24 protein-coding genes and 1 pseudogene are annotated in these 23,594 nt (G+C 73.1%); 13 read left to right on the top strand and 12 right to left on the bottom strand.

Annotated features, from left to right (window positions below):
• Both ACFVST_RS26990 and ACFVST_RS26985 read left to right on the top strand, forming a co-directional pair.
• Positions 1-513 (top strand): annotated as a pseudogene (locus ACFVST_RS26990) (CoA-binding protein); the annotation flags it as partial.
• 71 nt (positions 514-584) lie between these two features.
• Positions 585-1,976 carry an OFA family MFS transporter gene (locus tag ACFVST_RS26985; protein ID WP_390156194.1) on the top strand — a complete coding sequence of 464 codons (1,392 nt, stop codon included), beginning with the start codon at positions 585-587 and terminating at the stop codon, positions 1,974-1,976.
• Between the two features lie 92 nt (positions 1,977-2,068).
• On the opposite strand, the gene ACFVST_RS26980 is transcribed toward ACFVST_RS26985, so the two are convergent.
• Both ACFVST_RS26980 and ACFVST_RS26975 read right to left on the bottom strand, forming a co-directional pair.
• Positions 2,069-2,746, bottom strand: coding sequence for a GntR family transcriptional regulator (locus ACFVST_RS26980; RefSeq protein WP_390156193.1), 678 nt, complete (start codon positions 2,744-2,746; stop codon positions 2,069-2,071).
• 150 nt (positions 2,747-2,896) lie between these two features.
• Positions 2,897-3,856, bottom strand: coding sequence for a beta-ketoacyl-ACP synthase III (locus tag ACFVST_RS26975; protein ID WP_390156198.1), 960 nt, complete (start codon positions 3,854-3,856; stop codon positions 2,897-2,899).
• A gap of 415 nt (positions 3,857-4,271) precedes the next feature.
• Here ACFVST_RS26975 and fdhD point away from each other — a divergent pair, with 415 nt between their 5' ends.
• Positions 4,272-5,135, top strand: a complete 864-nt coding sequence (gene fdhD / locus ACFVST_RS26970) for a formate dehydrogenase accessory sulfurtransferase FdhD (protein WP_390156192.1) — start codon at positions 4,272-4,274, stop codon at positions 5,133-5,135.
• A 119-nt stretch (positions 5,136-5,254) separates the two neighbouring features.
• Here fdhD and ACFVST_RS26965 read toward each other — a convergent pair whose 3' ends face one another.
• The gene (locus ACFVST_RS26965; protein WP_390156191.1) at positions 5,255-6,331 is read right to left on the bottom strand and encodes a bile acid:sodium symporter family protein; all 1,077 of its coding nucleotides are present in this window, start codon (positions 6,329-6,331) and stop codon (positions 5,255-5,257) included.
• A 212-nt stretch (positions 6,332-6,543) separates the two neighbouring features.
• Here ACFVST_RS26965 and ACFVST_RS26960 point away from each other — a divergent pair, with 212 nt between their 5' ends.
• From ACFVST_RS26960 to ACFVST_RS26950, 3 genes are all read left to right on the top strand, one after another.
• Positions 6,544-7,410: a LysR substrate-binding domain-containing protein gene (locus tag ACFVST_RS26960; RefSeq protein ID WP_390156190.1), complete on the top strand. Its 867-nt coding sequence runs from the start codon at positions 6,544-6,546 to the stop codon at positions 7,408-7,410.
• Positions 7,411-7,664: 254 nt separating this feature from the next.
• A complete protein-coding gene (locus tag ACFVST_RS26955) occupies positions 7,665-9,491 on the top strand; it encodes an AMP-dependent synthetase/ligase (RefSeq protein WP_390156189.1) in 1,827 nt (608 codons plus the stop codon).
• Positions 9,492-9,646: 155 nt separating this feature from the next.
• Complete coding sequence (locus ACFVST_RS26950; RefSeq protein WP_390156197.1) at positions 9,647-10,438, top strand: aldo/keto reductase; 792 nt, start codon at positions 9,647-9,649, stop codon at positions 10,436-10,438.
• Between the two features lie 64 nt (positions 10,439-10,502).
• Here the strand turns inward: ACFVST_RS26950 and ACFVST_RS26945 are convergent, their stop codons facing one another.
• The 4 genes from ACFVST_RS26945 to ACFVST_RS26930 form a co-directional block, all read right to left on the bottom strand.
• Positions 10,503-10,805 (bottom strand): 4a-hydroxytetrahydrobiopterin dehydratase, encoded by a 303-nt coding sequence (locus ACFVST_RS26945; protein WP_390156188.1) that lies wholly within the window; start codon positions 10,803-10,805, stop codon positions 10,503-10,505.
• A 267-nt stretch (positions 10,806-11,072) separates the two neighbouring features.
• Positions 11,073-11,498 carry an OsmC family protein gene (locus tag ACFVST_RS26940; RefSeq protein WP_390156187.1) on the bottom strand — a complete coding sequence of 142 codons (426 nt, stop codon included), beginning with the start codon at positions 11,496-11,498 and terminating at the stop codon, positions 11,073-11,075.
• Positions 11,499-11,603: 105 nt separating this feature from the next.
• Complete coding sequence (locus ACFVST_RS26935; RefSeq protein WP_390156196.1) at positions 11,604-13,682, bottom strand: phage holin family protein; 2,079 nt, start codon at positions 13,680-13,682, stop codon at positions 11,604-11,606.
• Positions 13,683-13,825: 143 nt separating this feature from the next.
• On the bottom strand, positions 13,826-14,221 hold the full coding sequence (locus ACFVST_RS26930) for a hypothetical protein (RefSeq protein ID WP_390156195.1): 396 nt from the start codon (positions 14,219-14,221) through the stop codon (positions 13,826-13,828).
• Between the two features lie 129 nt (positions 14,222-14,350).
• Here ACFVST_RS26930 and ACFVST_RS26925 point away from each other — a divergent pair, with 129 nt between their 5' ends.
• Together ACFVST_RS26925 and ACFVST_RS26920 are read left to right on the top strand one after the other, a co-directional pair.
• A complete protein-coding gene (locus tag ACFVST_RS26925; RefSeq protein WP_390156186.1) occupies positions 14,351-15,124 on the top strand; it encodes an MBL fold metallo-hydrolase in 774 nt (257 codons plus the stop codon).
• Positions 15,124-15,741 (top strand): DedA family protein, encoded by a 618-nt coding sequence (locus ACFVST_RS26920; RefSeq protein WP_390156185.1) that lies wholly within the window; start codon positions 15,124-15,126, stop codon positions 15,739-15,741. Before ACFVST_RS26925 ends, ACFVST_RS26920 begins: the two co-directional genes overlap by 1 nt.
• On the opposite strand, the gene ACFVST_RS26915 is transcribed toward ACFVST_RS26920, so the two are convergent.
• The 3 genes from ACFVST_RS26915 to ACFVST_RS26905 are packed head-to-tail and all read right to left on the bottom strand — an operon-like array spanning position 15,695 to position 18,816.
• Entirely contained in the window at positions 15,695-16,765 is a 1,071-nt protein-coding gene (locus ACFVST_RS26915) for an MBL fold metallo-hydrolase (RefSeq protein WP_390156184.1), read from the bottom strand. The genes ACFVST_RS26920 and ACFVST_RS26915 overlap by 47 nt on opposite strands.
• Positions 16,766-16,803: 38 nt before the next feature.
• A complete protein-coding gene (locus ACFVST_RS26910) occupies positions 16,804-18,072 on the bottom strand; it encodes an aminotransferase class I/II-fold pyridoxal phosphate-dependent enzyme (protein ID WP_390156183.1) in 1,269 nt (422 codons plus the stop codon).
• A 3-nt stretch (positions 18,073-18,075) separates the two neighbouring features.
• Positions 18,076-18,816 carry an ANTAR domain-containing response regulator gene (locus ACFVST_RS26905; protein ID WP_390156182.1) on the bottom strand — a complete coding sequence of 247 codons (741 nt, stop codon included), beginning with the start codon at positions 18,814-18,816 and terminating at the stop codon, positions 18,076-18,078.
• Positions 18,817-18,890: 74 nt separating this feature from the next.
• On the opposite strand from ACFVST_RS26905, the gene ACFVST_RS26900 reads away from it, so the two are divergent.
• Together ACFVST_RS26900 and ACFVST_RS26895 are read left to right on the top strand one after the other, a co-directional pair.
• The gene (locus ACFVST_RS26900) at positions 18,891-20,045 is read left to right on the top strand and encodes a PAS domain-containing protein (protein ID WP_390156181.1); all 1,155 of its coding nucleotides are present in this window, start codon (positions 18,891-18,893) and stop codon (positions 20,043-20,045) included.
• Positions 20,046-20,216: 171 nt separating this feature from the next.
• A complete protein-coding gene (locus tag ACFVST_RS26895; protein ID WP_390156180.1) occupies positions 20,217-20,402 on the top strand; it encodes a hypothetical protein in 186 nt (61 codons plus the stop codon).
• A gap of 56 nt (positions 20,403-20,458) precedes the next feature.
• Here the strand turns inward: ACFVST_RS26895 and ACFVST_RS26890 are convergent, their stop codons facing one another.
• Positions 20,459-21,265 carry an RNA polymerase sigma factor SigF gene (locus ACFVST_RS26890; protein WP_390156179.1) on the bottom strand — a complete coding sequence of 269 codons (807 nt, stop codon included), beginning with the start codon at positions 21,263-21,265 and terminating at the stop codon, positions 20,459-20,461.
• Positions 21,266-21,465: 200 nt separating this feature from the next.
• Complete coding sequence (locus ACFVST_RS26885) at positions 21,466-21,837, bottom strand: hypothetical protein (protein WP_390156178.1); 372 nt, start codon at positions 21,835-21,837, stop codon at positions 21,466-21,468.
• A gap of 202 nt (positions 21,838-22,039) precedes the next feature.
• Between ACFVST_RS26885 and ACFVST_RS26880 the strand changes: the two genes are divergently transcribed.
• The 3 genes from ACFVST_RS26880 (at position 22,040) to ACFVST_RS26870 (ending at position 23,547) form a co-directional block, all read left to right on the top strand.
• Positions 22,040-22,426 carry a DUF2795 domain-containing protein gene (locus ACFVST_RS26880; protein WP_390156177.1) on the top strand — a complete coding sequence of 129 codons (387 nt, stop codon included), beginning with the start codon at positions 22,040-22,042 and terminating at the stop codon, positions 22,424-22,426.
• Positions 22,427-22,502: 76 nt separating this feature from the next.
• Positions 22,503-22,979, top strand: coding sequence for a CBS domain-containing protein (locus ACFVST_RS26875; protein ID WP_390156176.1), 477 nt, complete (start codon positions 22,503-22,505; stop codon positions 22,977-22,979).
• A 25-nt stretch (positions 22,980-23,004) separates the two neighbouring features.
• Positions 23,005-23,547 carry a type 1 glutamine amidotransferase domain-containing protein gene (locus tag ACFVST_RS26870; RefSeq protein ID WP_390156175.1) on the top strand — a complete coding sequence of 181 codons (543 nt, stop codon included), beginning with the start codon at positions 23,005-23,007 and terminating at the stop codon, positions 23,545-23,547.
• Positions 23,548-23,594: the final 47 nt, after the last annotated feature.

The raw sequence follows: 23,594 nt of genomic DNA, 5'->3' as shown, positions 1-23,594 counted from the left end.
CTCCCCACCCCCCAAGGCAACAACATCGTCATCATCACCGGCGCAGGCGGAAGCGGAGTCCTCCTCTCCGACGCCATCACCGACAACGACATGACGCTGATGGACATCCCCGACGACCTCAACGACGCCTTCATGCACTACATCCCACCCTTCGGCGCCGCGGGGAACCCCATCGACATCACCGGCGGAGAACCCCCCGCCACCTACGAAGCCACCATCCGCCTCGCCCTCGAAGACGAACGCATCCACTCCCTCGTCCTCGGCTACTGGCACACCATCGTCACCCCACCCATGACCTTCGCCAAACTCACCGCGAAAGCCGTCGCCGAAGCACGCGCAAAGGGCATCGAAAAACCCGTCGTCGCCTCACTCGCCGGAGACACCGAAGTCGAAGAAGCCTGCGACTACCTCTACCAACACGGAGTTGTCGCCTACCCCTACACGACCGAGAAACCCGTAGAGGTCCTCGGCGCGAAATACCGCTGGGCGCGGGCCGCCGGACTTCTCGGGTAGCCCTTTCCCAGCAGCACGAAAGGTTGGACAGGGGGCGCTGGCCAGTTCTTTCGAAAGCCCAAGGGGGCTGTATGAGCACTGAGGAAATGCGGAACGCGGAAGGTGTCGCGTACCGCGAAGTCACCGACAGCAAGGGACGTGTGTACCGGATCGGCGAGACCGACCGGGACATTCTGGGCCACAACCGCAAGATCATGGTGTATCTGCCGTGGATCGCGATGATGGCCATCAGTGTCTCCGAGTACGCGTTCGGCTCCGCTGAGGACACTCTTTCCAAGGCACACGGCTGGACTCAGAGCAACACGTTCTGGATTCTTAGCGTCTGGGTCTTCTTTCAGGCCGGGATCGCTTTTCCGGCGGGCTGGCTGCGTGAGAAGGGCTATCTCCCGGCTCGCAGCCAGATGTTCACCGGAGCGGGGCTCTGCCTGGTGAGCTTTATCGCCATCTCGCACCTGGACAATGTGTGGCTGGCGATCATCGGATTCGGTGTGGTCGGCGGTCTGGGCTCCGGCCTGGTGTATGCGACCTGTATCAACATGGTCGGCAAGTGGTTCCCGGAGCGCCGCGGCGCCAAGACCGGCTTTGTCAACGGCGGTTTCGCCTATGGTGCGCTGCCGTTCATCTTCGTCTTCAACTACCTGGTCGACACCAGTAACCTCAAGGGCGTTCTCGACCTCATCGGTGTCTATGTGCTGATCGTGGTGGCCGTCTGCGCCTGGTTCTTCAAGGACCCGCCGAAGAACTGGTGGCCCGCGGATGTCGACCCGCTGAAGCCGGCGACCAAGTCCGCGAAGAGCCTCGCCAAGAACCCGCCCGCGGTGAAGCAGTACACGCCGATGGAAGCCATCAAGACCGGGCGGCTGCCGCTGATGTGGCTCGCCGTGGTGATGACCGGCGGTGTGTCCATCTTCGGTATCTCCTTCCAGGTGGCTTTCGCCAAGGACATCGGTTTCGGCCCGCTGGTCGCGGCCTCCTCGATGGGCATCATGTCGGTCATCAACGGCGTCGGCCGCGCGGTGATCGGCTGGCTCTCGGATATCTGGGGACGCAAGTTGTCGCTGGTGTTCGTGATCGTGGTACTGGGTCTCGCCCAATTCGGCATCATCTGGGCCGGTAACATCCGGAACGAGATTCTGTTCCTGTTCTTCGCCTTCCTCTCCGGATTCGGCGGCGGTGCCTTCTACCCGATGTTCGCCGCACTCACCCCGGACTACTTCGGTGAGAACTACAACGCCACCAACTACGGCCTGGTGTACAGCGGAAAGCTGATCAGTGGTCTCTTCGGTGGCGGTCTGGGCGCCATGGTGATCGACGCCTGGGGTTACAACGGCGCTTACACCTTGGCCGGTGGTATCTCCATGGTGGCGGCGCTGATCGCGCTGACGCTGACCCAGCCGGGCCGACCGCCCAAGGGCGAGAGCCCGGCACCGGATCCGCGCCCGGTCAGCTCCGAGGCGGTCTGACAGCCGTCTCCCGCCCGAACCTTCACACCCCGTCGCCCCGCCGTAGATCCGGCGGGGCGACGGGGTTGTTCGAGATGGGGGCGCCGAGTGACTCAGGCGGTGGAGCGGTTGTGGTACGTGGTGCGGGTGTGCTCGGTGTGGGCCCGCATGACCTGGGTGGCGCGGGCCTGGTCGCGCTGGGCGATGGCGGCGATCAGCTCGCGGTGCTCGATCCAGGACTGCATCCCGCGCTGCCGGGCGACGGGCGTGTAGTACCAGCGCACCCGCCGGTCGACCTGGGCGGCCAGTTCGGCCAGGACGGCGTTGCCGGCGAGTTCCATCACCTTGGCGTGGAAGGCTGCGTTGGTGGAGACGACCAGGTCCACATCGCCGTCGGCGACGGCCTTCTCACCCACGTCGCAGAGCGCTTCGAGGGCGGCGATCCCTGTGGAACCGGCCTCGGCCGCGGCCAGCCGGCCCGCTTCCGCCTCCAACAGGGTGCGTACGGTGAGGAGTTGGTCGGCCTCGTCGTCGGTGGGCTCATGGACGAAGGCGCCCTGGGCGGGGCGCAGATCGACCCAGCCCTCGGTGTTGAGCCGTTGCAGCGCCTCGCGTACGGGCTGGCGGGAGACGCCGAGGTGGCCGGCGAGTTCGTTCTCCACCAGGTGCTGGCCGGGGTGGAGGCCGCGGGTGATGATCAGTTCGAGAAGCGCGTGGTAGACGCGCTCCCGCAGGGGCCCTGGGCGTTCGAGTCGGGGCACCGCCCCCTGCGGTAGTCCTGTGGACAGCATCGCGGTCCCCTCCTGGGCAACGAGCAGCAAGCATTCAATTGGCTATCGTCTACAGTCTACCGTTTAGGGTCGCCGCCGTGTCACGCGCGCCGCGAAGTCGGCCACCTCACTTTTCCCCTCCACGGCGGTGAAATCGGGCGCATGACCTGCTCAGGGACAGCGCACGACCTGACCCGCGTACGAGAGATTACCGCCGAAGCCGAAGAGCAGGACCGGATCGCCGGTAGTCAGTTCGCCGCGCTCGACCAGCTTGGCGAGGGCGATCGGGATGCTGGCGGCGGAGGTGTTGCCGGAGTCCACCACATCGCGGGCGACGACCGCGTTGACCGCGCCGATCCGCCGGGCCAGCGGCTCCACGATGCGCAGATTGGCCTGGTGCAGCACCACCCCGGCCAGTTCCTCGGGGGCGACACCGGCGCGCTCGCAGGTGGCGCGGGCCAGCGGCGGGAGCCGGGTGGTGGCCCAGCGGTAGACGCTCTGCCCCTCCTGGGCGAAGCGGGCCGGACTGCCCTCGATCCGGACGGCGTCCCCCATGGACGGAACCGAACCCCACAGCACCGGCCCGATCCCGACCGCCGGGCGCGCACCCGGCACCGGCTCCTCCGGCTCGACCACCACCGCCCCCGCCCCGTCGCCGACCAGGACGCAGGTGGAGCGGTCCGTCCAGTCGGCCACCGCGGACATCGAGTCGGCGCCGATGACCAGGGCGCGGCGGGCGGCGCCGGCGCGCAGCGAGTGGTCGGCGGTGGCCAGGGCGTGGGTGAATCCGGCGCAGACCACATTGAGGTCCAGTACGGCGGGAGCGTCCATGCCGAGGCGGGCGGCGACCCGGGCGGCGGTGTTGGGCGAGCGGTCCTCGGCGGTGGAGGTGGCGACCAGGACGAGGTCGACATCGCCGGGGGTGAGTCCGGCGGCGGCGAGTGCCTTGGCCGCGGCCTCGGCGGCGAGGGCGTCCACCGGCTCGTCGGGGCCCGCGATATGGCGCGTCCTGATGCCGACCCGGGAGGTGATCCAGGCGTCGTCGGTGTCGACCATGCGCTCCAGGTCGGCGTTGGTCAGTACCCGCCGGGGCTGGTAGTGGCCGACGGCGGTGATGCGCGAGCCGTTCACGATCGAACCGTTCACCGACGGTCCCCCTTCTCCTGCCGATGGGGCATCCCCCGGCATCTCAGGGTCACGATGCGGTCGGGCGCCTCCGGGTCACGATCGCCAGTCTGACCAGCGACTCGCGGGTACGAGGGCAGGGTAGGCGACAGGATTCGGACGTGTCGCTTGTGGACTCCCGCCTGCACGGCGGTGCCGGATGCGGAGGCCGTGAGCCGTCGCGTACTCACTGTCGCAGGACCCTCGCCCCGAGCATCCGCATACTGTAGACAGTATTCATCGCTTCGGTGGGAATCAGGCCGGAGCACCACGTGCAGGACAATGAGACCGGACGAGACCGGAGGGCCACCCACCGCAGCGGTGCCCCCCTCCGCACAGGGCCGAGGGCCACCAGCACGGACAGAACCGGGACTGATCAAGCATGGGACGTGTCACCGAGCGCCGCCGCGTCATCCGCATCCGGGACGGGCGTGCATCCGTCCGGCCGGACACCCTGGTGGCCGAGGAGCCGCTGGAGATCCGGCTGAACGGCAAACCGCTGGCCATCACCATGCGCACCCCCGGCGACGACTTCGCGCTCGCCGCGGGCTTCCTGGTCAGCGAGGGCGTCCTCGCCTCCGCGGACGACCTCAGCAACATCGTGTACTGCGCGGGCGCAATGGTGGACGGCTCCAACACCTACAACGTGGTGGACGTGGTGACCGCGCCCGGGGTGCAGCTCCCCGACATCACGCTGGAGCGCAACGTCTACACCACCTCCTCCTGCGGGCTGTGCGGCAAGGCCAGCCTGGACGCGGTGCGCACCACCGCCCGCCACCCGATCGACGACACCCTGGGCGGCACCCGCGAACCGCTGTGCCTGGAGCCGGAGTTGCTCGCCGAGCTGCCGGAGCGGCTGCGGGCCGCGCAGCGCGTCTTCGACCGGACCGGCGGACTGCACGCCGCCGCCCTCTTCACCGCCGACGGCGAACTCCTCGACATCCGTGAGGACGTGGGCCGGCACAACGCGGTGGACAAGCTGGTCGGCCGCGCCCTGCAGAGCGGGTCGCTGCCGCTGTCCCGGTCCGTCCTGCTGGTGTCCGGACGGGCCTCCTTCGAGCTGGCGCAGAAGGCGGTGATGGCGGGCATCCCGGTACTGGCTGCGGTCTCCGCCCCGTCGTCGCTCGCCGTCGACCTGGCCGCGGAGAGCGGCCTCACCCTGGTCGGCTTCCTGCGCGGCTCCTCCATGAACGTGTACGCGGGCGAGCAGCGGATGGCTCTGGGGGCGTCCGCCGCCCAGGGCTGAGGGGTCCGACGCCCGCCCGCGACACGGGCGGGGCACGGTCCGGCGGGGAGCGCCCCCTGCGCCGGACCGGCCCCGCCGCACTCCGCCCGGCCCCGCGGCCCGGTGCCCGGACGTACCGGTCAGCGGTCGGCGGTGACCCGCTCGCGGACCGCGCCCTCGGGGCTCGACGGCTGCCGGGTCTGCGGCTCGCGGGTCTGCGGCTCGCGGGTCTGCGGTGCCGTCGGCTCCGGGTCGCGGGCGCGCCGCTTGGCGAGGACCGCGCACACCATGAGCTGCATCTGGTGGAAGAGCATCAGCGGCAGTACGGCCAGCGAGGCCTGCGCGCCGAACAGCACGGTGGCCATGGGCAGTCCGGCCGCCAGCGACTTCTTGGAACCGGCGAACTGGATGGCGATCCGGTCCCCCCGCCCGAAGCCCAGCCGCTTGGCGCCGTACCAGGTCGCGGCGAGCATCACCGCGAGCAGGACGGCCTCGGCGGCGAGCAGGCCCAGCAGGCGCAGCGGGGTCACCTGGTGCCAGACGCCGCGCACCACGCCCTCGCTGAACGCGGCGTAGACCACGAGCAGGATGGAGCCGCGGTCGGCGAGGCCGAGGACCTTGCGGTGGCGGGTGAGGAACGGGCCGATCCAGCGGCGCAGCGACTGGCCGGCGGCGAACGGCAGCAGCAGTTGCCCCACGATCTCCAGCAGCGCGTCCGCGGAGACCCCGCCGCCGCTGCCGCCGAGCAGCACCGCGGCCAGCACCGGCGTCAGCACGATCCCGGCGAGCGAGGAGAAGGTGCCGGCGCAGATCGCGGCCGGGACGTTGCCGCGCGCGATCGAGGTGAAGGCGATGGACGACTGGATGGTCGACGGCACCAGGGTCAGGAAGAGGAAGCCGCCGTACAGCGCGGGCGTCAGCAGGTACGGCACCAGGCCGCGGCCGAGGGTGCCGAGCAGCGGGAAGAGGACGAAGGTGCAGCCCAGGACGGTGAGATGGAGCCGCCAGTGGCGCAGCCCGTCCATCGCCTCGCGGGTGGAGAGGCGGGCGCCGTAGAGGAAGAAGAGGAAGGCGACGGCGGTGGTGGAGGCGCCGGAGGCCACGTCGGCGCCGGCGCCGCGGGCCGGCAGCAGAGCCGCGAGTCCCACGGTGGCGAGCAGGAGCACGATGTAGGGGTCGACCGGGATCCAGGACGGCCAGGACAGGCGCTTGGGCATTCTCTCCACGTACTCACTTGCTCGGACTCGCTGACGTGCCGCGACATGTGCGTGCTCTCCCGGGACGGCCCGGAACAGGCTTGTGCGGGGCGGCTGTTGGAGGCCCGGCGTCGTGACCTCCCCATCGTCCTCCCCGGGCCCATGATCGGGAATCCCGCATACCGGACTGACTGCCATCACGTTCTGCGATAGCCCGCGCTAGCCTCGGGGCCATGTACGACCCGACGCAGCTCAGGACCTTTCTCGCGGTGGCGCAGACGCTGAGCTTCACCCGCGCCGCGCACCGGCTCGGGGTGCGGCAGTCCACCGTCAGCCAGCATGTGCGGCGGCTGGAGGAGGCGGCGGGACGGCAGTTCTTCACCCGGGACACCCACAGTGTGGAGCTGACCGAGGACGGGGAGGCCATGCTGGGCTTCGCCCGCCGCATCCTCCAGGCGCACGAGCAGGCCTCGGCGTTCTTCGCGGGCACCCGGCTCCGCGGCAGGCTGCGCTTCGGCGCCTCGGAGGACTTCGTACAGACGCGGCTGCCCGAGATCCTGGAGGGGTTCCGGAACGATCATCCGGAGGTGGATCTGGAGCTGACGGTGGAGCTTTCCGGCACGCTGCACGAGCAGTTGGCGGCGGGGAGGCTGGATCTGCTGCTGGCCAAGCGGCACCCGGAGGACACCCGGGGCGAGCCGGTCTGGCACGACCGGCTGGCGTGGATCGGCTCGGAGCGGCTGCGGCTGGACCCGGAACGCCCGGTGCCGCTGATCGTCTACCCGCCGCCCGGCATCACCCGCCAACTGGCGCTGCGGGCACTGGAACAGGCGGGCCGGCCCTGGCGTATCGCCTGCACCAGCGGCAGTCTCAGCGGGTTGGTGGCGGCGGCGCGGGCGGGGCTCGGGGTGATGGCGCACTCGCGGGGCATGGTCCCGCCGGGTCTGGTGCCGGTACCGGAGCGGGCCGGGCTGCCGCCGCTCGGCGGGGTGGACTTCGTGCTGACCCACGGACGGCGCCGGCCCTCCGCCCAGGGCCCGGCCGAGGCGCTGGCGGCGGCGATCCTGGCGGGCGGCGACCGGCTGCACCGCCCCCGGTGACACCGCCCGACCCGCCCTGAGCAGGGCCTCACCGTGGATGCCCGGGGGCGTTGCCGTACAGATTCGATGGAGATTGCGCCACAACTACTTACCGATGCGTAACTTTTCCGTCCGGTTACTTCCCCTTGTGACCCCGTCTCCCGTGGCTGAGCTGTGAATTCGCGGCTGATACCGGCATTTCGGCGCCCCTCCCGCTTATGCCCGGGTTGGGGTACCGTCACCGGCGCTGTGCGGAGCCGCCACAAGGAGTAACTTTGCGCGAGTTCACCACCCCACCCATGGCTCCGGCGCCACCGCCCGGCGGCCTGGCCGACGTCGTGTTCGAGAACGCCGAGGACGATCCGAAGCGCGTCGCCCTCGGCCGCAAGGACGACGCCGGGGAGTGGCGGGACGTGACCTCGGCCGAGTTCCGCGACGAGGTGCTGGCGCTCGCCAAGGGGCTCCTCGCGCAGGGGGTGCGGTTCGGTGACCGCGTCGGCATCATGTCCCGCACCCGCTACGAGTGGACCCTCTTCGACTTCGCCCTGTGGACCGTCGGCGCCCAGGTGGTGCCGCTCTACCCGACGTCCTCCGCCGAGCAGGTCCTCTGGATGCTCTACGACGCGCAGGTCTCCGCCGTGGTGGTGGAGCACGAGGACCACTCCATGACCATCGGCTCCGTCATCGACCGGCTGCCCGCGCTGCGCCGCCTCTGGCAGTTGAACGCGGGCGCCGTGGAGGAGCTGTACGCGGCGGGCGCCCACCTGGACGACGAGGTGGTGCACCGGCACCGCCGCGCCGTCACCGCGGACTCCGTCGCCACCGTCATCTACACCTCGGGCACCACCGGCCGCCCCAAGGGGTGCATGGTGACGCACTCCAACTTCATGTTCGAGGCGGACACCATGGTGGCCCGCTGGGAGCCGGTGTTCCACTCCCGGCGCGGTGACGAGGCGCGCACCCTGCTGTTCCTGCCGCTGGCGCATGTCTTCGCGCGGATGGTGGAGATCGCCGCCGTCCGCGGCCGGGTCAGGCTCGGCCACCAGCCGCAGGTCCACGCCGCCGCCCTGCTGCCCGACCTGGTGTCCTTCCGCCCCACCTTCATCGTGGCCGTGCCGTACATCTTCGAGAAGGTGTTCAACGCCTCCCGCCGCACGGCCGAGAAGGAGGGCAGGGCCGGGCCGTTCGAGAAGGCGGTGGATGTGGCGGTGCGCTACGCGGACGCCCTGGAGGCCAAGGCCTTCGGTATCGGACCGGGGCCCACCGCGGCGCTGCGGATGCAGCACCAGTTCTTCGACAAGGTCGTCTACGCGAAGATCCGGGAGGCGATGGGCGGGCGGATGCGGCACGCCATGTCCGGCGGCTCCGGCATGGACCGCAGGCTGGGCCTGTTCTTCGCCGGCGCCGGAGTCATCATCTACGAGGGCTACGGGCTCACCGAGACCACCGCCGCCTCCACCGCCAACCCGCCCGAGCAGACCCGTTTCGGCACCGTCGGCCAGGCCGTCCCCGGCACCACCGTGCGCATAGCGGACGACGGCGAGGTGTGGATCCGCGGCGGCCATGTCTTCGCGGGCTACCTCAACAACCGCGAGGCCACCGCGAGAGTCCTGCACGACGGCTGGCTCGCCACCGGCGACCTGGGCTCCCTGGACAAGGACGGCTACCTCACCATCACCGGCCGCAAGAAGGAGATCCTGGTGACCTCCGGCGGCAAGAGCGTCTCGCCGGCCCCACTGGAGGAGCGGGTGCGGGACCACGCGCTGGTCGCCCAGTGCGTCGTCGTCGGCAACGACCGCCCGTTCGTCGCCGCGCTGGTCACCCTGGACGGGGAGGCCGTGGAGCACTGGCTGGCGATGCGCGGCAAACCGCGGCTCTCCCCCGCCGAACTCGTCCGGGACCACGACCTGGAGAACGAGGTGCGACGGGCCGTCGTCGCCGCCAACACCCTTGTCTCGCAAGCCGAGTCCATCCGCACCTTCCGTATCCTCGCCCACCGTTTCACCGAGGAGCACGGCCTGCTCACCCCGTCGCTGAAGCTCAAGCGGAAGGCGATCGAGCAGGCCTACGCCGAGGAGATCGAGGCGCTGTACCAGGCGTGAGCGAGTGTGGTGCGGGTACGGGGCGCGACAGGAATGCGCCCGGCGCGGCGATCGTTGAGGATGGAAGCCGCCGACCGGCGCACCGCACCGACGAACCGAAGGATCGAACGCTCGTGAGCAAGGTCCCCCCGATCATCCTGAACGACGGCCGTGAGATGCCCCAGCTTGGCTTCGGGGTGTGGCAGGTGCCGGACGACGAGGCCGAGCAGGCCGTGTTGACGGCTCTGGAGGCCGGCTACCGCAGTATCGACACCGCGGCCCTCTACGCCAACGAGAGCGGCACCGGCCGGGCCATCGCCGCCTCCGGAGTCCCCCGCGACGACCTCTTCGTCACCACCAAGCTATGGAACTCCGACCACGGGTACGACGCCGCGCTGAGCGCCTTCGACACCTCGCTGGAGAAGCTCGGGCTGGAGTATGTGGATCTGTATCTGATCCACTGGCCGCGGCCCAAGTCCGGTGATTTCGTGGGGAGTTACCGTGCGCTGGAGAAGCTGCGCGAAGAGGGCCGGGCCCGCTCCATCGGTGTCTCCAACTTCCTCCCCGAGCATCTGCGGCGGCTGCTCGACGAGACCTCGGTGATCCCCGCCGTCAACCAGATCGAGCTGCACCCGCACCTCCAGCAGCGTGCCGCCCGCGAGTTCCACGCCGAGCAGGGCATCGCCACCGAGGCCTGGTCGCCGCTGGGCCAGGGCAAGGGCCTGCTGGAGGTGCCGGCGATCGTGGCCATCGCGCAGAAGCACGGCCGCACCCCCGCCCAGGTGGTGCTGCGCTGGCATGTGCAGGCGGGCAATGTGGTGATCCCCAAGTCGGTGACCCCGTCCAGGATCCGGGAGAACATCGACGTCTTCTCCTTCGAGCTGGACACCGAGGACATCGCTGCGATCAGCGCCCTCAACGAGGACCGGCGGCTCGGCCCCGACCCGGCCGTCTTCGAGAGCGCCTGACTTCCACCTACGCGACAGGGCCGGTGTCCGCCGAGGCGGGCACCGGCCCTGCTGCTGCCCCCGGTCAGCTCGCCCCGTGCACCCCGGCCAGGGACTCGACACGGCCGGCCAGGGTGAAGTCCAGCGCGGTGAGACCGCCGACGGTGTGCGTGTTCACCGTCAGGGACACCGTGTTGTAGCCGAGGGTCAGCTCCGAGTGGTGGTTCAGCTCCTCCTGGACCTGCGCGATATGCACCACCATCGCGGTCGCCCCGAAGTGCGAACCGAGGCGGTAGGAACGGGCGATACGGTCGCCCTCCAACCGCCAGCCGGGCAGTTCCGCCAGCCGGTCCTGGGTCTCCTGCTGCGACAACGCTGCTGCGGCCATGACCGCACTCCTTCCGTACCGGACACCGGGGGTGGGGACCCGGCCCACCCTGCCACAGCACGCCGCCGCCGGCCGCGAACCCGGTCGGCCCACCCCCCGGTTGTCGCCCCCCGCCTGGGCCGCCCTATGTGCTCTACCGGTCGCGCGATCCACGGCAGTTGGGGCCGTGCCCGGACCGGCGCGGCGGGGAACGCACCGGCTCCTGACCCCCTCCGCACGAAGGTGCCGCGGCCCCGAGCCGGGACCGCGGCACCTTGCCGTGCGGGCTCAGGCGAGCTTCGCGGTGAGGGTGATGGTGGTGCCGGTGAGGGCCTGGCTCACCGGGCAGTTGGCCTTGGCGTCCTCGGCGGCGGAGGTGAAGGCCGCGGCGTCCATCCCGGGCACCTCGCCCTCGACGGTGAGGTGGATACCGGTGATGCCGGTGCCGGGCTGGAAGGTGACGTCGGCGGAGGTGGTGAGGCGGGTGGGCGGGGTGCCGGCGCTGTTCAGCCCGTTGGAGAGGGCCATCGAGAAGCAACTGGAGTGCGCGGCCGCGATCAGCTCCTCGGGGCTGGTCTTCCCGTTGGCCTGCTCGGCGCGGGACGGCCAGGACACGGGCTGCGCACCGATGCCGGACGAGTCGAAGGTGACGACGCCCCTGCCCTCGGTCAGATTGCCTTCCCAGACGGTGTGTGCGGAACGGGTGGTTGCCACGGTGTTTCCCTTCGCAGTGCTCTGGTGCGAGCGGGGACGGCCTCCTCGCCCGCCCCCACATCCGATCACACCCCGCGCCGGGCCACCCGGGGAACACCGCGGCCCCTACGAGGTGTCGGCCACCTGACCGGTCGACGGCTCGGCGGCCGGCGTCCGCGCGGCGTCCGACTCGGCCAGCCAGCGCCGCAGCACCCCGTGCACCTGCTCGGCGCCCACCAGCGGCTTGCCGTCGGTCAGCGGATCGCTCAGGGTGCGCGGCGACAACAGGAACGGGCGGGTCTGGGCACCGCCGAGGCCGCCGTGCGAACCGATCTGCTCCTCGAAGGCCAGCACCTCGCCGTCGGCCGGGTCGTACCAGGAGTTGACCATGATGTCGGCGGTGTGCGGGAAGCCGTGGGTGCGGCGGACCGCGTCCGCGGCACCGGGGCCGAAGTCGGCCAACGGGCCCGGGGCGCTGTCCAGTTCGGCGAGCGGGACCTCCGCGCCCCGCGCCCCCAGCAGCACCCCGGGAGGGGTCCCGTCGGGTCCCGGCTCCCCCTCGCAGGCGACCAGGACGAAGCCGACACCGGGATGGTTGGCGAGGGTGGACAGCAGCGCCGGGTGGCGCCGGTCGATCTCCTCCCGGGTCATCCGGTGCGGCACATCGGGGAACGACACCAGGCCCAGATTGCCGGAGGCCAGTACCACCGGGCCGGAGCGGCGGGCCGGCCGGTGCTCCTCGGCGCCCTCCTCCACCGGCCGGTGCAGCGCCGCCCGTACCGCGGCCCGTGCCTCCGCGCCGCTGTGGGTACGGCCCGCGCGGCGCGGCACCGGCAACCCGCAGCCCGCCCGCACCAGTTGGCCCAGGGTCAGCCCGTAGCGGGCCTGGAAGGTCTCGCCGGGGCTCTGCCCGTGGTCGGACAGCAGCACGATGCGGTACTCGCGGGGCGCGTGCTCGGCGACCTTGGCGAGCAGCGCCAGCGACCGGTCCAGACGCTGGAGCACCTTCCCGGCGTCCCCGCTCGCGGGGCCCGAGTGGTGCGCCACCTCGTCGTAGGCGACCAGGTCGGCGTAGACGGCGCGGCGCCCGGCGAGCATGTCGCCGATGACCGCGGCCACCACCACATCCCGCTCCACCACCGTGGCGAAGGCCCGCACCAGCGGGTAGAGGCCGCCCCGGGACACCCGCGGCCGCCGCCCGCCGAGCCGGGCCCGCGCGGACTGGCCCAGCTCCCGGCCCACCTCCGCCACGAAGGACATGGCGGTACGGACCGCGTTGGCCGGGTCGGAGAAGTACACGAAGTAGCCGGCCCGGGAACGCTCGCCGCGGCCGCGTCGGGCCGCCATCGACAGCACCAGGGCCAACTGCTGGGCGCCGCCGCCGAAGAGGTTGCCGCGGCTCGCGCCGTCCTCGCTGAGCAGCCCGTCCCGCCCGGTGCGGGCCACCGCGCGGCGCTGCAACTCGATGGCGCTGCTGGGCCGGTTGCAGACCATGACCTCCCGGGTGTCCTTCTCGTACCAGCGGAAGGCGGGGACGTCGTGGTTGCTGCCGTGCAGGATGCCGAGCTGGCTGGCGCCGGTCTGGCTGGACCAGTCGGTGCGCCACTCGGTGAGCCGGTGGCTGGGCTCGCCGCCCGGGGCGCCGTCCGCCGAGGGCGCGCCCAGCCAGGCCGCCACGGTCGGCATCAGGCCCTTGCCGACGGCGCCGCGCAGCACCTCGTGGCCGACGCCGTCCAACTGGATGTGGACGGTGCCGGGGGTGGGCGGGCAGGCACCCGGCACGGCCCGTCGCCGCCGCCGGACGGCCCGCCGGTAGAGCCGCCTGCGGTACGCCTCGTCGTCGCGGACGGCGAGCGCGCCGCCCGTCGCGGAGGCCACCGCCGACATCACCGCGGCGACCACCACCGCCGTCTCCGGCGCCACCTCGCCCCGCCCCGACGGGTTGAGCCGCAGCGCGAGCAGCAGCAGCGAGCCGTTGAGGAAGAACACCAGCAGGCCCAGCACGAGTGCCGGCACCAGCAGCAGCGCCCGTACCAGCAGCGGCCACACCAGTGCGGAGAGCAGGCCGAAGGCGCCGGCGCCGAGGGCGGCGGTGATGCCGATCCGGGTGGCGCTGTCGTTGCCGTCGGACTGGAGCTTGAAGTCGGGCAGGATGCCGGCGAGCACCAGCATGGTCAGGGTGGACACCGCCCAGACGGCGACCACCCGCCATACCGCGCTGCCGGCGCTCCGCCATCCGCCTCGGGTCTCGACTGCCAATCCTCGCCCGCCTCACACTCGGCACGGCCCGGCGTCCCGGACCGGCGTCCCAGCGTATCCCCGCCGGTCACAGTGGGTCGGGCGGGCGGTCAGCGGCCGTCGTAGCCCGCGGTCGGCATGGAGAGGCGGCGGTGGACGCCCGCCTTCATGGTGCTGCTGTACCGGGGCTCGGCCAGTCCGGCCGTCTCCAGGGGGACGCCGCGGCGGGCGCACTCCGCGGTGAAGTCGGGGACCGAGCTGAGGGCCCGTTCCAGGACCCGCAGGCTGGGCGCCACGAAGGCGTCCACCAGGCCCTCGTCCACATCGCTCCACAGCGCCCGGTGGTCGGGGCGCAGCGCGTGCAGCAGCAGCTCGTGGGTGACGGTGTGCCCGCGGTCGGCGGCCCAGGCGCGGCACATGGCGTGCTGGCTGCGGGAGTCGACCAGGAAGGGGTCGTCCTCCAGTTCCTCCAGCGGCACCAGACTCGCGATGGCGGTGACCCGCATCCCCGCACGCCCTCCGCCCGCGTCCTCGCTCACCCGTCCCCCTCCCTCCGGGCCCCTCCCTCGGGCCCCGGGCGGCAGACCCTACCGCGCCCCGTACGCTCGGAGCAGTCGCTCGGAGGAGGTAGCGGGGTGCCGGTGGAGATCACCTGGTGGGGCCATGCCACCTGCACGGTGCGGGATTCGGGCGCCCGGGTGCTGACGGACCCGCTGTTCGCGCGGCGGCTGGCGCATCTGCGGCGGCGCCGAGGCGCCGTCCCGCCGCCCACCGCGACCGAGGCCGATCTCGTCCTGGTCTCCCACCTCCACGCCGACCATCTGCATCCGCCGTCGCTGGCCCGACTGGCGCCCGGTACGCGGGTGTTGGTGCCGCGGGGCGCGCCGCGTCAGGTGCCGGGGCTGCGGAGGCTGACCGGGCTGCGGATCACCGAGGTGGCGCCCGGCGAGGAGATCACCGAGGGCCCGCTCACGGTACGGGTGGTGCCGGCGCGGCACGACGGGCGACGGCTGCCGGTGGGCCCGCACCGCTCCCCCGCGCTGGGATACGTGGTGGTGGGCGAGGCGCGGACGTACTTCGCCGGGGACACCGGGCTGTTCGACGCGATGGCGGCGGAGGTCGGCCCGGTGGATGTGGCGCTGCTGCCGGTCGGCGGCTGGGGCCCGTATCTGGGCCCGGACCATCTGGACGCGGCCCGGGCCGTGGAGGCGCTGGCCCGGCTGGCGCCACGCAGTGCCGTCCCGGTGCACTACGGCACGTACTGGCCGATCGGGATGGACGCGGTGCGCCCGTATGAATTCCACGCGCCGGGCGAGGAGTTCGCACGTCTGGCGGGTCTGCGGGCGCCTTCGGTGGCGGTGCATCTGCTGGGGCACGGGGAGAGCGTCCGCCCGGAGGCCGCGCGGTGATGCTGCCCGTACTGGCCGCGGTGCCGGCGGATCCGGCGCAGCAGGCCATCGGCTATCCCTCGCTGTTCCTGCTGGTGCTGATCGGCGCGCTGGTGCCGGTGGTGCCGACGGGCGCGCTGGTGAGTTCGGCGGCCGTGGTCGCCTTCCACCGCACGGACACCGCGCCCTTCACGCTGCTGCTGGTGTTCGCGGTGGCCTCGCTGGGCGCCTTCCTCGGCGATGTGACGCTGTACTGGCTGGGGCGGCGCGGCGTCGGCTCGCGGAACGGTTCGCGGTGGCTGGAGGCGATCCGCTCCCGGGCGCCGGAGGAGCGGCTGGCGCAGGCGCAGGCCCGGCTGGGCGAGCACGAGCGGGCGGTGCTGGTGCTGTCGCGGCTGATGCCGGCGGGCCGCATCCCGGTGATGCTGGCGTGCCTGCTGGCGCGGATGCCGCTGGCCCGGTTCGCCCGCGGTGACGTCCCGGCGTGCCTGGCCTGGGCGGTGACGTACCAGTTGATCGGGATTCTCGGCGGCTCGCTGTTCCGGGAGCCGTGGCAGGGGGTGGCGGCGGCGGTGGGGCTGACGCTGGCGGTCAGTGCTGCTCCGTCGCTGTGGCGGCGGATGCGGGGCCGGGCCTGACGGCTTCCGCGGCGGGGAGGGTGCGGGAGGCGCCGACGGGCAGGTCCCACAGGTCGTCGCGGGGCAGCCCGGCGCGCTGCCAGGCGGCGCGTACCCGGGTCAGGGGTTCCAGGACGGGTTCCGCGGAGAGCAGGAAGGTGCCCCAGTGCATGGGCGCCATCCGGGGGGCGCCGAGGTCGCGGCAGGCGGCGACGGCCTCCTCCGGGTCGCAGTGCACATCGCGCAGCCACCAGCGGGGCGCGTAGGCGCCGATCGGCAGCAGGGCCAGGGCGATGCCGGGGTAGCGGCGGCCGATGCGGTGGAAGAAGGGGCCGTAGCCGGTGTCCCCGGCGAAGTAGAGGCGCCGGCCGCGGCCGTCGGTGAGGACCCAGCCGCCCCACAGGCTGCGGCAGGTGTCGTGCAGGGCCCGCTTGGACCAGTGGTGCGCGGGCACGAAGTCGAAGCGCACACCGCCCAGTTCGGCCGCCTCCCACCAGTCGAGTTCGGTGACGCAGTCGAAGCGGCGGCGGGTGAACCAGCGGCCGAGCCCGGCCGGCACCAGGAGCGGGGTGTCGCGGGGCAGCCGGGCCAGGGTGGCGGCGTCCAGGTGGTCGTAGTGGTTGTGGCTGATGAGGACGGCGTCGATCCGGGGCAGGGCGCTCCAGGCGATACCGGGCGGGGTGATCCGCGGGGGTGTGCCGAGGATGCGGCGGGACCAGACGGGGTCGGTGAGCACGGTGAGCCCGCCGATCCGCACGATCCAGCTCGCGTGCCCGACCCAGGTGGCGGCGGTGGTGCCGGGCCCGGCGGGCGGCAGCGGGCCGGGCGCGTAGGGCAGCTCGGGGATGCCGGCGCGGGCCTCGGGTCCTGGGCGTACGGCGCCTTCGCGGGCGAGGCGGGCGAAGGCGCGCAGTCCGGGCAGCGGGGCGGTGAGCCGGTCCGCGAAGGACCGCGGCCACACCCGGCGGGCGCCGAGCGGCCGCGGTGCGGGGAGCGGCGGGGTGCCGGGGCGGGCCGCCGGGGCGGGTGGTGGGTGCTGCGTCATCTTCGGGGCTCCCCTCGCCGGGCGCCGGCGCCCGGCTCTCACCGGGCGGCGCCCAGATCGTCAAAGACCGCCGCGAACATGCTCAACGCCGCGCGCACCGGCGGCAATTCGAGCGGGTCCGGTGCGGTGAGCGTCGCGCCGCGCTGCTCCTCGGTGGCACCGGCCAGCGGCCAGGTGGGCAGTCTGACCCGCAGCTCGGAGAGGTGGTCGCCGAAGCGGTGGCCGCCGGGCGCCGGCATCCCGAGGCGGGCGCCGAGGTGGTCCTCCAGGTCCTGGGCGTCGCCGATGCCGCGGGCGGCGAGCGCGGGCCGCAGCGGCCCCAGGTCGGCGTAGAGGTGCCGGCCGGCCTGCGGTGGCAGCAGTAGTACACCGGCCCGGCGCAGCAGCCGGTACGCGGCGGCGGCGAGAGTGCCGTGCAGCCGGGCGGTGGCGGCGACCCGGCCGGTGACGGCGGGCGGCTCGGCCAGGGCGTACGCGGCCGCGGCGGCGACCGGCGCCCCGATACGGCCGCCGAGCGCGGTCAGCGCGTCCAGCACCCGGCCGCGCAGCCGGTGCCCGTCGGCGGTGGGCGGCAGTACGGCGAAGGCGGCGGGCCAGCCGGGCGGCAGCAGGGCGCCGGACAGGTCGCTGAGCACGGTGACCTGGTCCGGCACCATCTCGGCTGGGCTGACCGCCACGGTGGGCCGGGGTTTTCCGCCTGTGGCCGGGCCGGGCGCGGCGGCGGGGTGCCGGGTGTCGCGGAGGGTCTCGTCGCTGACGATGTGCAGTCCGGCGCCGGCCGCGGCCTCCACCGTCTCGTGCAGCACCTCGGGCGGCGGCACGGTCGCGGTGGGGTCGTCGGCCACCGACAGCACCAGCAGCCGCGGATCCCCGCCCTCGGCCCGCACCCGCCGCACCGTCTCCAGCAGCGCGTACGGGTCGGGTACGCCACCGCACTCGACGGGGGTGGGCACCGGGTACACCGCGCGCCCCAGCAGCCGGGCGCCCGGTGCCCACCAGGCGCAGCAGGGCCGGGGCAGCAGTACCTCGCCGCCGACCGCGGCGGTCAGCGCGAGCAGCAGGGCGGGGGCGCCGGGTGCGGCCACCAGGCGGTCGGGGCCGGCGGTCAGACCGCGGCGGGCGGCGAATCCGCGGACGGCGTCGAGCAGTGCGGGCCCGCCGCCGAGGGGTTCGGCCCGGCCCTCGGCGGCGGCTCCGGCGAGGGCGGCGGCCGCCTCGGGCGGGACGGCGAGCCCGTCCCCGGGCAGCCCGGGTCCGAAGCGCACCGGGCCGTACCCGGCGTCCGGTTCCGCCTGCGGGCCGGCCATGGTCTAGGCCCCGGTGGCGGCGGGTGCGAGCCGGGTCAGTTCGGCCTCGACGCCGTGCCCGCGGCTCTCCACGATGCGGGCGGCGACCTCGGTGAGCTTGCGGTTGGTGTCCTGCGAGATCCGCTTGAGCACGGCGAAGGCGCGGTCCGCGTCGCAGGACAGTACGTACATCACGATGCCGCAGGCCTGGTCGACGACGGGGCGGGAGCGGAGGGCGGCGCCGAGGTGGTCGACCTCGGCGAGGGCCGCCTGGTAGGCGCGGTCGCGGGCCAGTCCGGCGGCGGCCAGTTCACCGAGGGCGCGGGCGGGGCCGTGGGTGGCGGCGGCCAGCGCGCCGGGGCGGAAGCCGTAGAGGCTGAGGGTGACGGTGAGTCCGGGGCTGCGGAACGGCAGGGTGAGGCTGGTGCGTATGCCGGCGTCGAGGGCGAGCGCCCGGTAGCGGGGCCAGCGTTCCTCGTGCAGCAGATCGGCGGTGTCGACGGGCGCCCCGGCGCGGGCGGCGAGCGGCACCGGGCCGTGGCCGGTGCGGAGCTGTACGGCGATCAGTGCCGACAGGTCCGGATGGGTGACGGCGGCGGGGCGCTCGGCGGCCGGGCCGTCGAAGGAGTCGAGCCCGGAGACGGTGGTGCCGGCGCCGCAGCAGCCCGGGGTGCAGTTGAGTGCCTTCTCCGCGAGGTCGGAGAGCCTGCGGCTCGGAAGCGCCGCCTCCGACGCTCGCGGGCCAAGCTGTTCCGGTTCCGCCATGGTGCCCAGCCTCCTCGATCGCGCAGCTACCCTTCGCCTGCCCCGGGAGACGGATTCCGGGCTAAGTTCGACGCATGGCACAGAGAGACGACTTCGGCGAGGAACTCGCCGACTTCGTGCACCGCATCGCCGAGCTGAAGTCCGCCAGGGGCGTACCGGAGGGGGACCTGCCGGCCGTGCTCGACGCGGCCATCTTCGAGCTCGACCATGTGGCGGGCCGCCTGTGGCCACTCTACGAGCGTCTGGTCACCGATGGCGGGTCGGCGGGGAGCCCGCCCTCCGCGGACCGTCTCGAACAGCAGTTGCTGCGCGCCCTCTTCCAGCGCTTCCCACTGCCGGTCGCCCTGGTCGACCGGGAGTCGGTGGTGCGCCGGATGAACTTCGCCGCCACCGGCCTCACCGGCGTACGGGCCGGCTATGCCACCGGCCGGCCGCTGACCGGGCTGCTCGGGCACCCGGACCGGGCCGCCTTCCGCTCGCAGGTGGCGGCGGTGGCGCGGGGCGAGGGCGACCGCTCGCTGGTGGTGCACCTCCAGCAGTCGCCCGCGCTCCCGGTCCGCGCCACCCTCACCCCGCTGCGGCCCACCAACGAGCCGCGGATCGTGGTGCTGGTGGTGCTCCAACCGGCCCGGGACACCGCCGGCTCGGACCCCGCGCCCGCCCCGCGCACCGGCGGCCCGCACACCCCCGACCTCACCGAGACGACCCGGCACGCGGCCCTGCTGGAACTGCTGGACACCATGGCGACCACGCTGCTGACGGCGCCCGCCGGGGATCCGGCGGTGGTGCTGCGGCGGGCGGCGGGGGTGCTGCACGGGCGGTTCGCGGACTGGGTGGTGGCGGAGACCGGCGCCGCCCGGCTGCACCGCGTCACGGTGCTGGCCCCAGACGGCCCCGGCGCGGACCCCCTGGCCGAGGCGCTGACCAAGCAGGAGCCCTCGGGCTGCCCGCTCGTGGTGGAGGCGGCCCGCGGCGGTTCCACCGCACTCCAGGTACGGCCGGAGGACCCGGAGGCCTTCGGCCACGACCCGGCGGGCGACCCGGTACTGGTCCGCGCCAATGTGACCTCCCTGCTCTGCCTGCCCCTCACCGACCCCCGCGACGGCGCCGTACAGGGGGTCCTCACCCTCTTCCGCACCGGCGCCCGCGACGCCTTCTCGATGGCGGAGGCCCAGGCCGCCGACACCATGGCCCGCCACCTCGCCCTGGCCATACGCCGCCGCCCCTGATCGGCGCCCCGGGTTACGGTCGTGGCCATGCATCTCGCAGAGCAACTGGCCGAGTTGGCGGAACTGGGGCTGTCACTCGCCCCCGGCCGGACGGTGGGCGAACTGCTGCACTCCTGGCCGAACGGCTGCTGCTCGTAGGCCGAGCCGTGGGGCCGGTGGTTCTGCGACCGGGTGTGGAACTTCGACCCGGAGTGCGTCCACGACCAGGGCGCCTATCGGGAGATCGCCGAGCAGTTGTGCCGCATCGCCGACCGTCCGGACGCTCCAACCGGTCTGCGCGAACACCTCCACCTCGACGCCGCGACCGCCGCACGCCTCAACGACCTGCTCGCCGGCCGGGAGCCGATCACCCCGTAGCTCGTCCCGTGACGCGGCACTTCGACCAGGTCACGGGACGGGGTGCGGGACGGGGTTCAGGCGGCCTGGGGCATTCGGCGGTCGTGCAGGATGTCCTCGCGGAGCCGGCCGCAACTGCGGCTGATCAGACGGGACACATGCATCTGCGAGATACCGAGCTGGTCGGCGATCCGGCTCTGCGTCATATCGCCGAAGAACCGCATGTACAGGATGGTCCGCTCCCGCTCGGGCAGCGCCCGCAGCCGCGGCTTGACCGACTCGCGGTCTATCACCACGTCCAGCGCCGGGTCCGGTGAGCCCAGGGCGTCGCGGAGCGCGTAGCCGTCCTCGCTGCCGGGGAGCTCCGCGTCGAGCGACAGCGCGGTGAAGCTGTCCAGCGCCTCCAGTCCGGTACGGGCGTCCTCCTCGCTCATCCCGGCGCGCTCGGCGATCTCGCTGATGCTGGGCAGCCGCCCCGAGACGGACTGGGTGAGGTCCTGGACGGCGAAGCGGACCCGGTTGCGCAGGTCCTGCACCCGGCGCGGGACGTGCAGGGTCCACATGTGGTCGCGGAAGTGCCGCTTGATCTCGCCGGTGATGGTCGGCACCGCATAGCTCTCGAAGGCGCAGCCGCGCGCCGGGTCGTAGCGGTCCACCGCCTTGACCAGGCCGAGCGCGGCGACCTGCCGCAGATCGTCGTAGGCCTCACCGCGCCCCCGGAAGCGGCCCGCGAGGCGGTCGGCCATCGGCAGCCAGGCCTCCACGACCTGGTCGCGCAGTGTGTCCCGCTCGGGTCCTGCCGGCATGGTGGTGAGCCGGCGGAAGGCGTCGGCGGTGTCGGGTGCGTCGTCGTGCGGGTGCTTCGCCCGGGTGTCGGTTCGCATGATGCGTCGCCACTCCCTCGGATCATCCCTGCTGGACGGTCGGGGTGGGAGGGCTGCACCGGCGGGCGGGGACACACCCGGGGTGCGGTACTCCGCTCCCACGGACGTGCCTCCTGTCCGAAGCACTATCGGTCCGTTCCCCGCTACTCGCCGGTCCCAAACCAACACTTCCCGGTACACAACGGTCAGTTCCGGACTCCTCACACACCGCGCACGCCGGGCCTGCGGGCGGCCAGCCGGGCCGGCCTCGCCACCGGGCGGGCGGCGGACGGCGGACGCAGCGGGGACGCCGGGCGCCGGGGCGGGGCGGCGGGGGCACGGGCGGCGGCCCGTACCGGTATGGGCGGCGGTTTGGTGACCACATGCGCCACTGCGGCGGCGACACCTTCGAGGACGACGGTGGCGGGTACCGCGTCCGACTCATCCGCGGCAGCCGTCTTGCCGGAGTCCTCCGTCGAGCCGGGCCGCTCCCGCTCCTCGTACAGCCACGGCAGCATCAGATCCTCGTACCTGCCCATCGCGAGCAGGACCACCAGCATCACCAACGGAATGAGCACGGCGAGTATCGCCATAGCCCTGTCCTTCCAGGAAGTGGCGGGGGACAGCGCACCGAGTTCCCCCGAACCACCCGGCAAACCGCCCCGTTTCCGACAGGCGGTGACAGGGTGCCTGCACCCCGGAGTCGGCGCCCGCCACCGGTGTCGCCGCCGTCGCACCGGGTACGCGAGGCAGACACCCGAGTAGGCCCGCCCCCGAGCCGTCGAGGAGGCAGTGATGCAACGAGGCAGTGACCGGCTCAGCGTGCACCGCGACGAGGAGATGAAGGCCGAACTCCGCGGGCTGCTGGTGTCCGGCCACCCCACCAGGACCGAGGAGTGGCACGACCCGGAGCCCGCCGCCGACGACGATCCGGAGGTCGCGGGCGGCCCCGTCACCGCCGGGCCCTCCGCCGGCTCGGTGGCCGCGCTCCGCTATGAACTGGCCCGGCTGCTGGGCCGTACCGCCTTCCCCGCGCGGCCCGGGCGGCTGCGCGGGGCGTTGCGCGCACGGCACGCGCCGGACGACCTGGTCGAGCTGGTGGGCACGCTCCCGGACCACGCCCGCTACGCCAACGCCCGCGAGCTCGCCGAGGCGCTGGTCCATGCCCGCCGGGAGGCTTAGACCCGCGGCTGCGGGGTACTGCGGGCACCGTCGCACTGCCTCACGCCCCCGTGCCGGGGACGGGAAAGGGCCTGGCATGGCTGATGTGGTCAGGGAAGTCATGACGCCGGGTGTGGTCGCCGTGCCGCCGGACGCCTCGCTGGTGGAGGCCGCGCAACTGATGCGCGCCCAGGACATCGGCGATGTGCTGGTGGCGTCCGAGCGGCAGGTGCTCGGTGTGCTCACCGACCGGGACATCACCCTCCGCGCGGTGGCCGACGGCGCCGACCCGCTGGTGGTGAGCGCCCGCATGGTGTGCACGCCCAACCCGGTGGTGGTGGCCCCCGACGACACCGTGGCGACGGCGGTCGGACTGATGCGGGAGCACGCGGTGCGGCGGCTGCCGGTGGTGGAGGACGGGCGGCTGGTCGGCATGGTCAGCCTCGGCGATGTGGCGATGGCCCGCGAGCCGCACTCCGCGCTGGCGGAGATCAGCCGCGCCGACGGCCATGGCCGCGCCGCCGTCGGCCCGCCCCGGGCCAGCCTCGCCGACCCCCCGACAGGCGGCTGGTGAACGGCCGCGGAAAGGACGGGACTTGATGCGTATCGCGTTTCTCGTGGCGCCGGAGGGCGTCGAGCAGGTGGAGCTGACCGAACCCTGGCAGACGGTGCTGGACGCGGGTGACGAACCCGTACTGGTGTCGACGGCGCCGGGTGAGGTGCAGGCCTTCGACCATCTGGACAAGGCGGGGCGGTTCCCCGTCCAGGAGGTGGTGGGCGAGACCTCGGCGGAGGACTTCGGCGCGCTGGTGCTGCCCGGCGGCGTGGCCAACCCGGACGCCCTGCGCACCGACCCCCGGGCGGTCGCCTTCGTACGGGACCTGTGCGAACGGGGCCGGCCGGTGGCGGCGATCTGCCATGCGGCGTGGACGCTGATCGAGGCGGACGTGGTGCGCGGGCGGACCATGACGTCCTGGCCGAGTCTGCGCACCGATCTCACCAACGCGGGCGCCACCTGGGTCGACCAGGAGGTCGTGCGCTGCACCGACGGGCCCGGCACGCTGATCACCAGCCGCCGCCCGTCCGACCTCCCGGCCTTCCGCGCCGCCTTCCGCGAGGTGTTCGACCGGGCGACCGTCTGAGGGCGGCCCCGCGGCCGCGGCCCGCCCGGTACCGGGCGGGCCGCGGC

Origin of the sequence: Streptomyces sp. NPDC058045, assembly GCF_042885635.1 — a bacterium.
Lineage (GTDB): Bacteria > Actinomycetota > Actinomycetes > Streptomycetales > Streptomycetaceae > Streptomyces.
The sequence above is the reverse complement of the archived record's forward strand: the minus strand, read 5'-3'. Positions and strand labels throughout refer to the sequence as shown.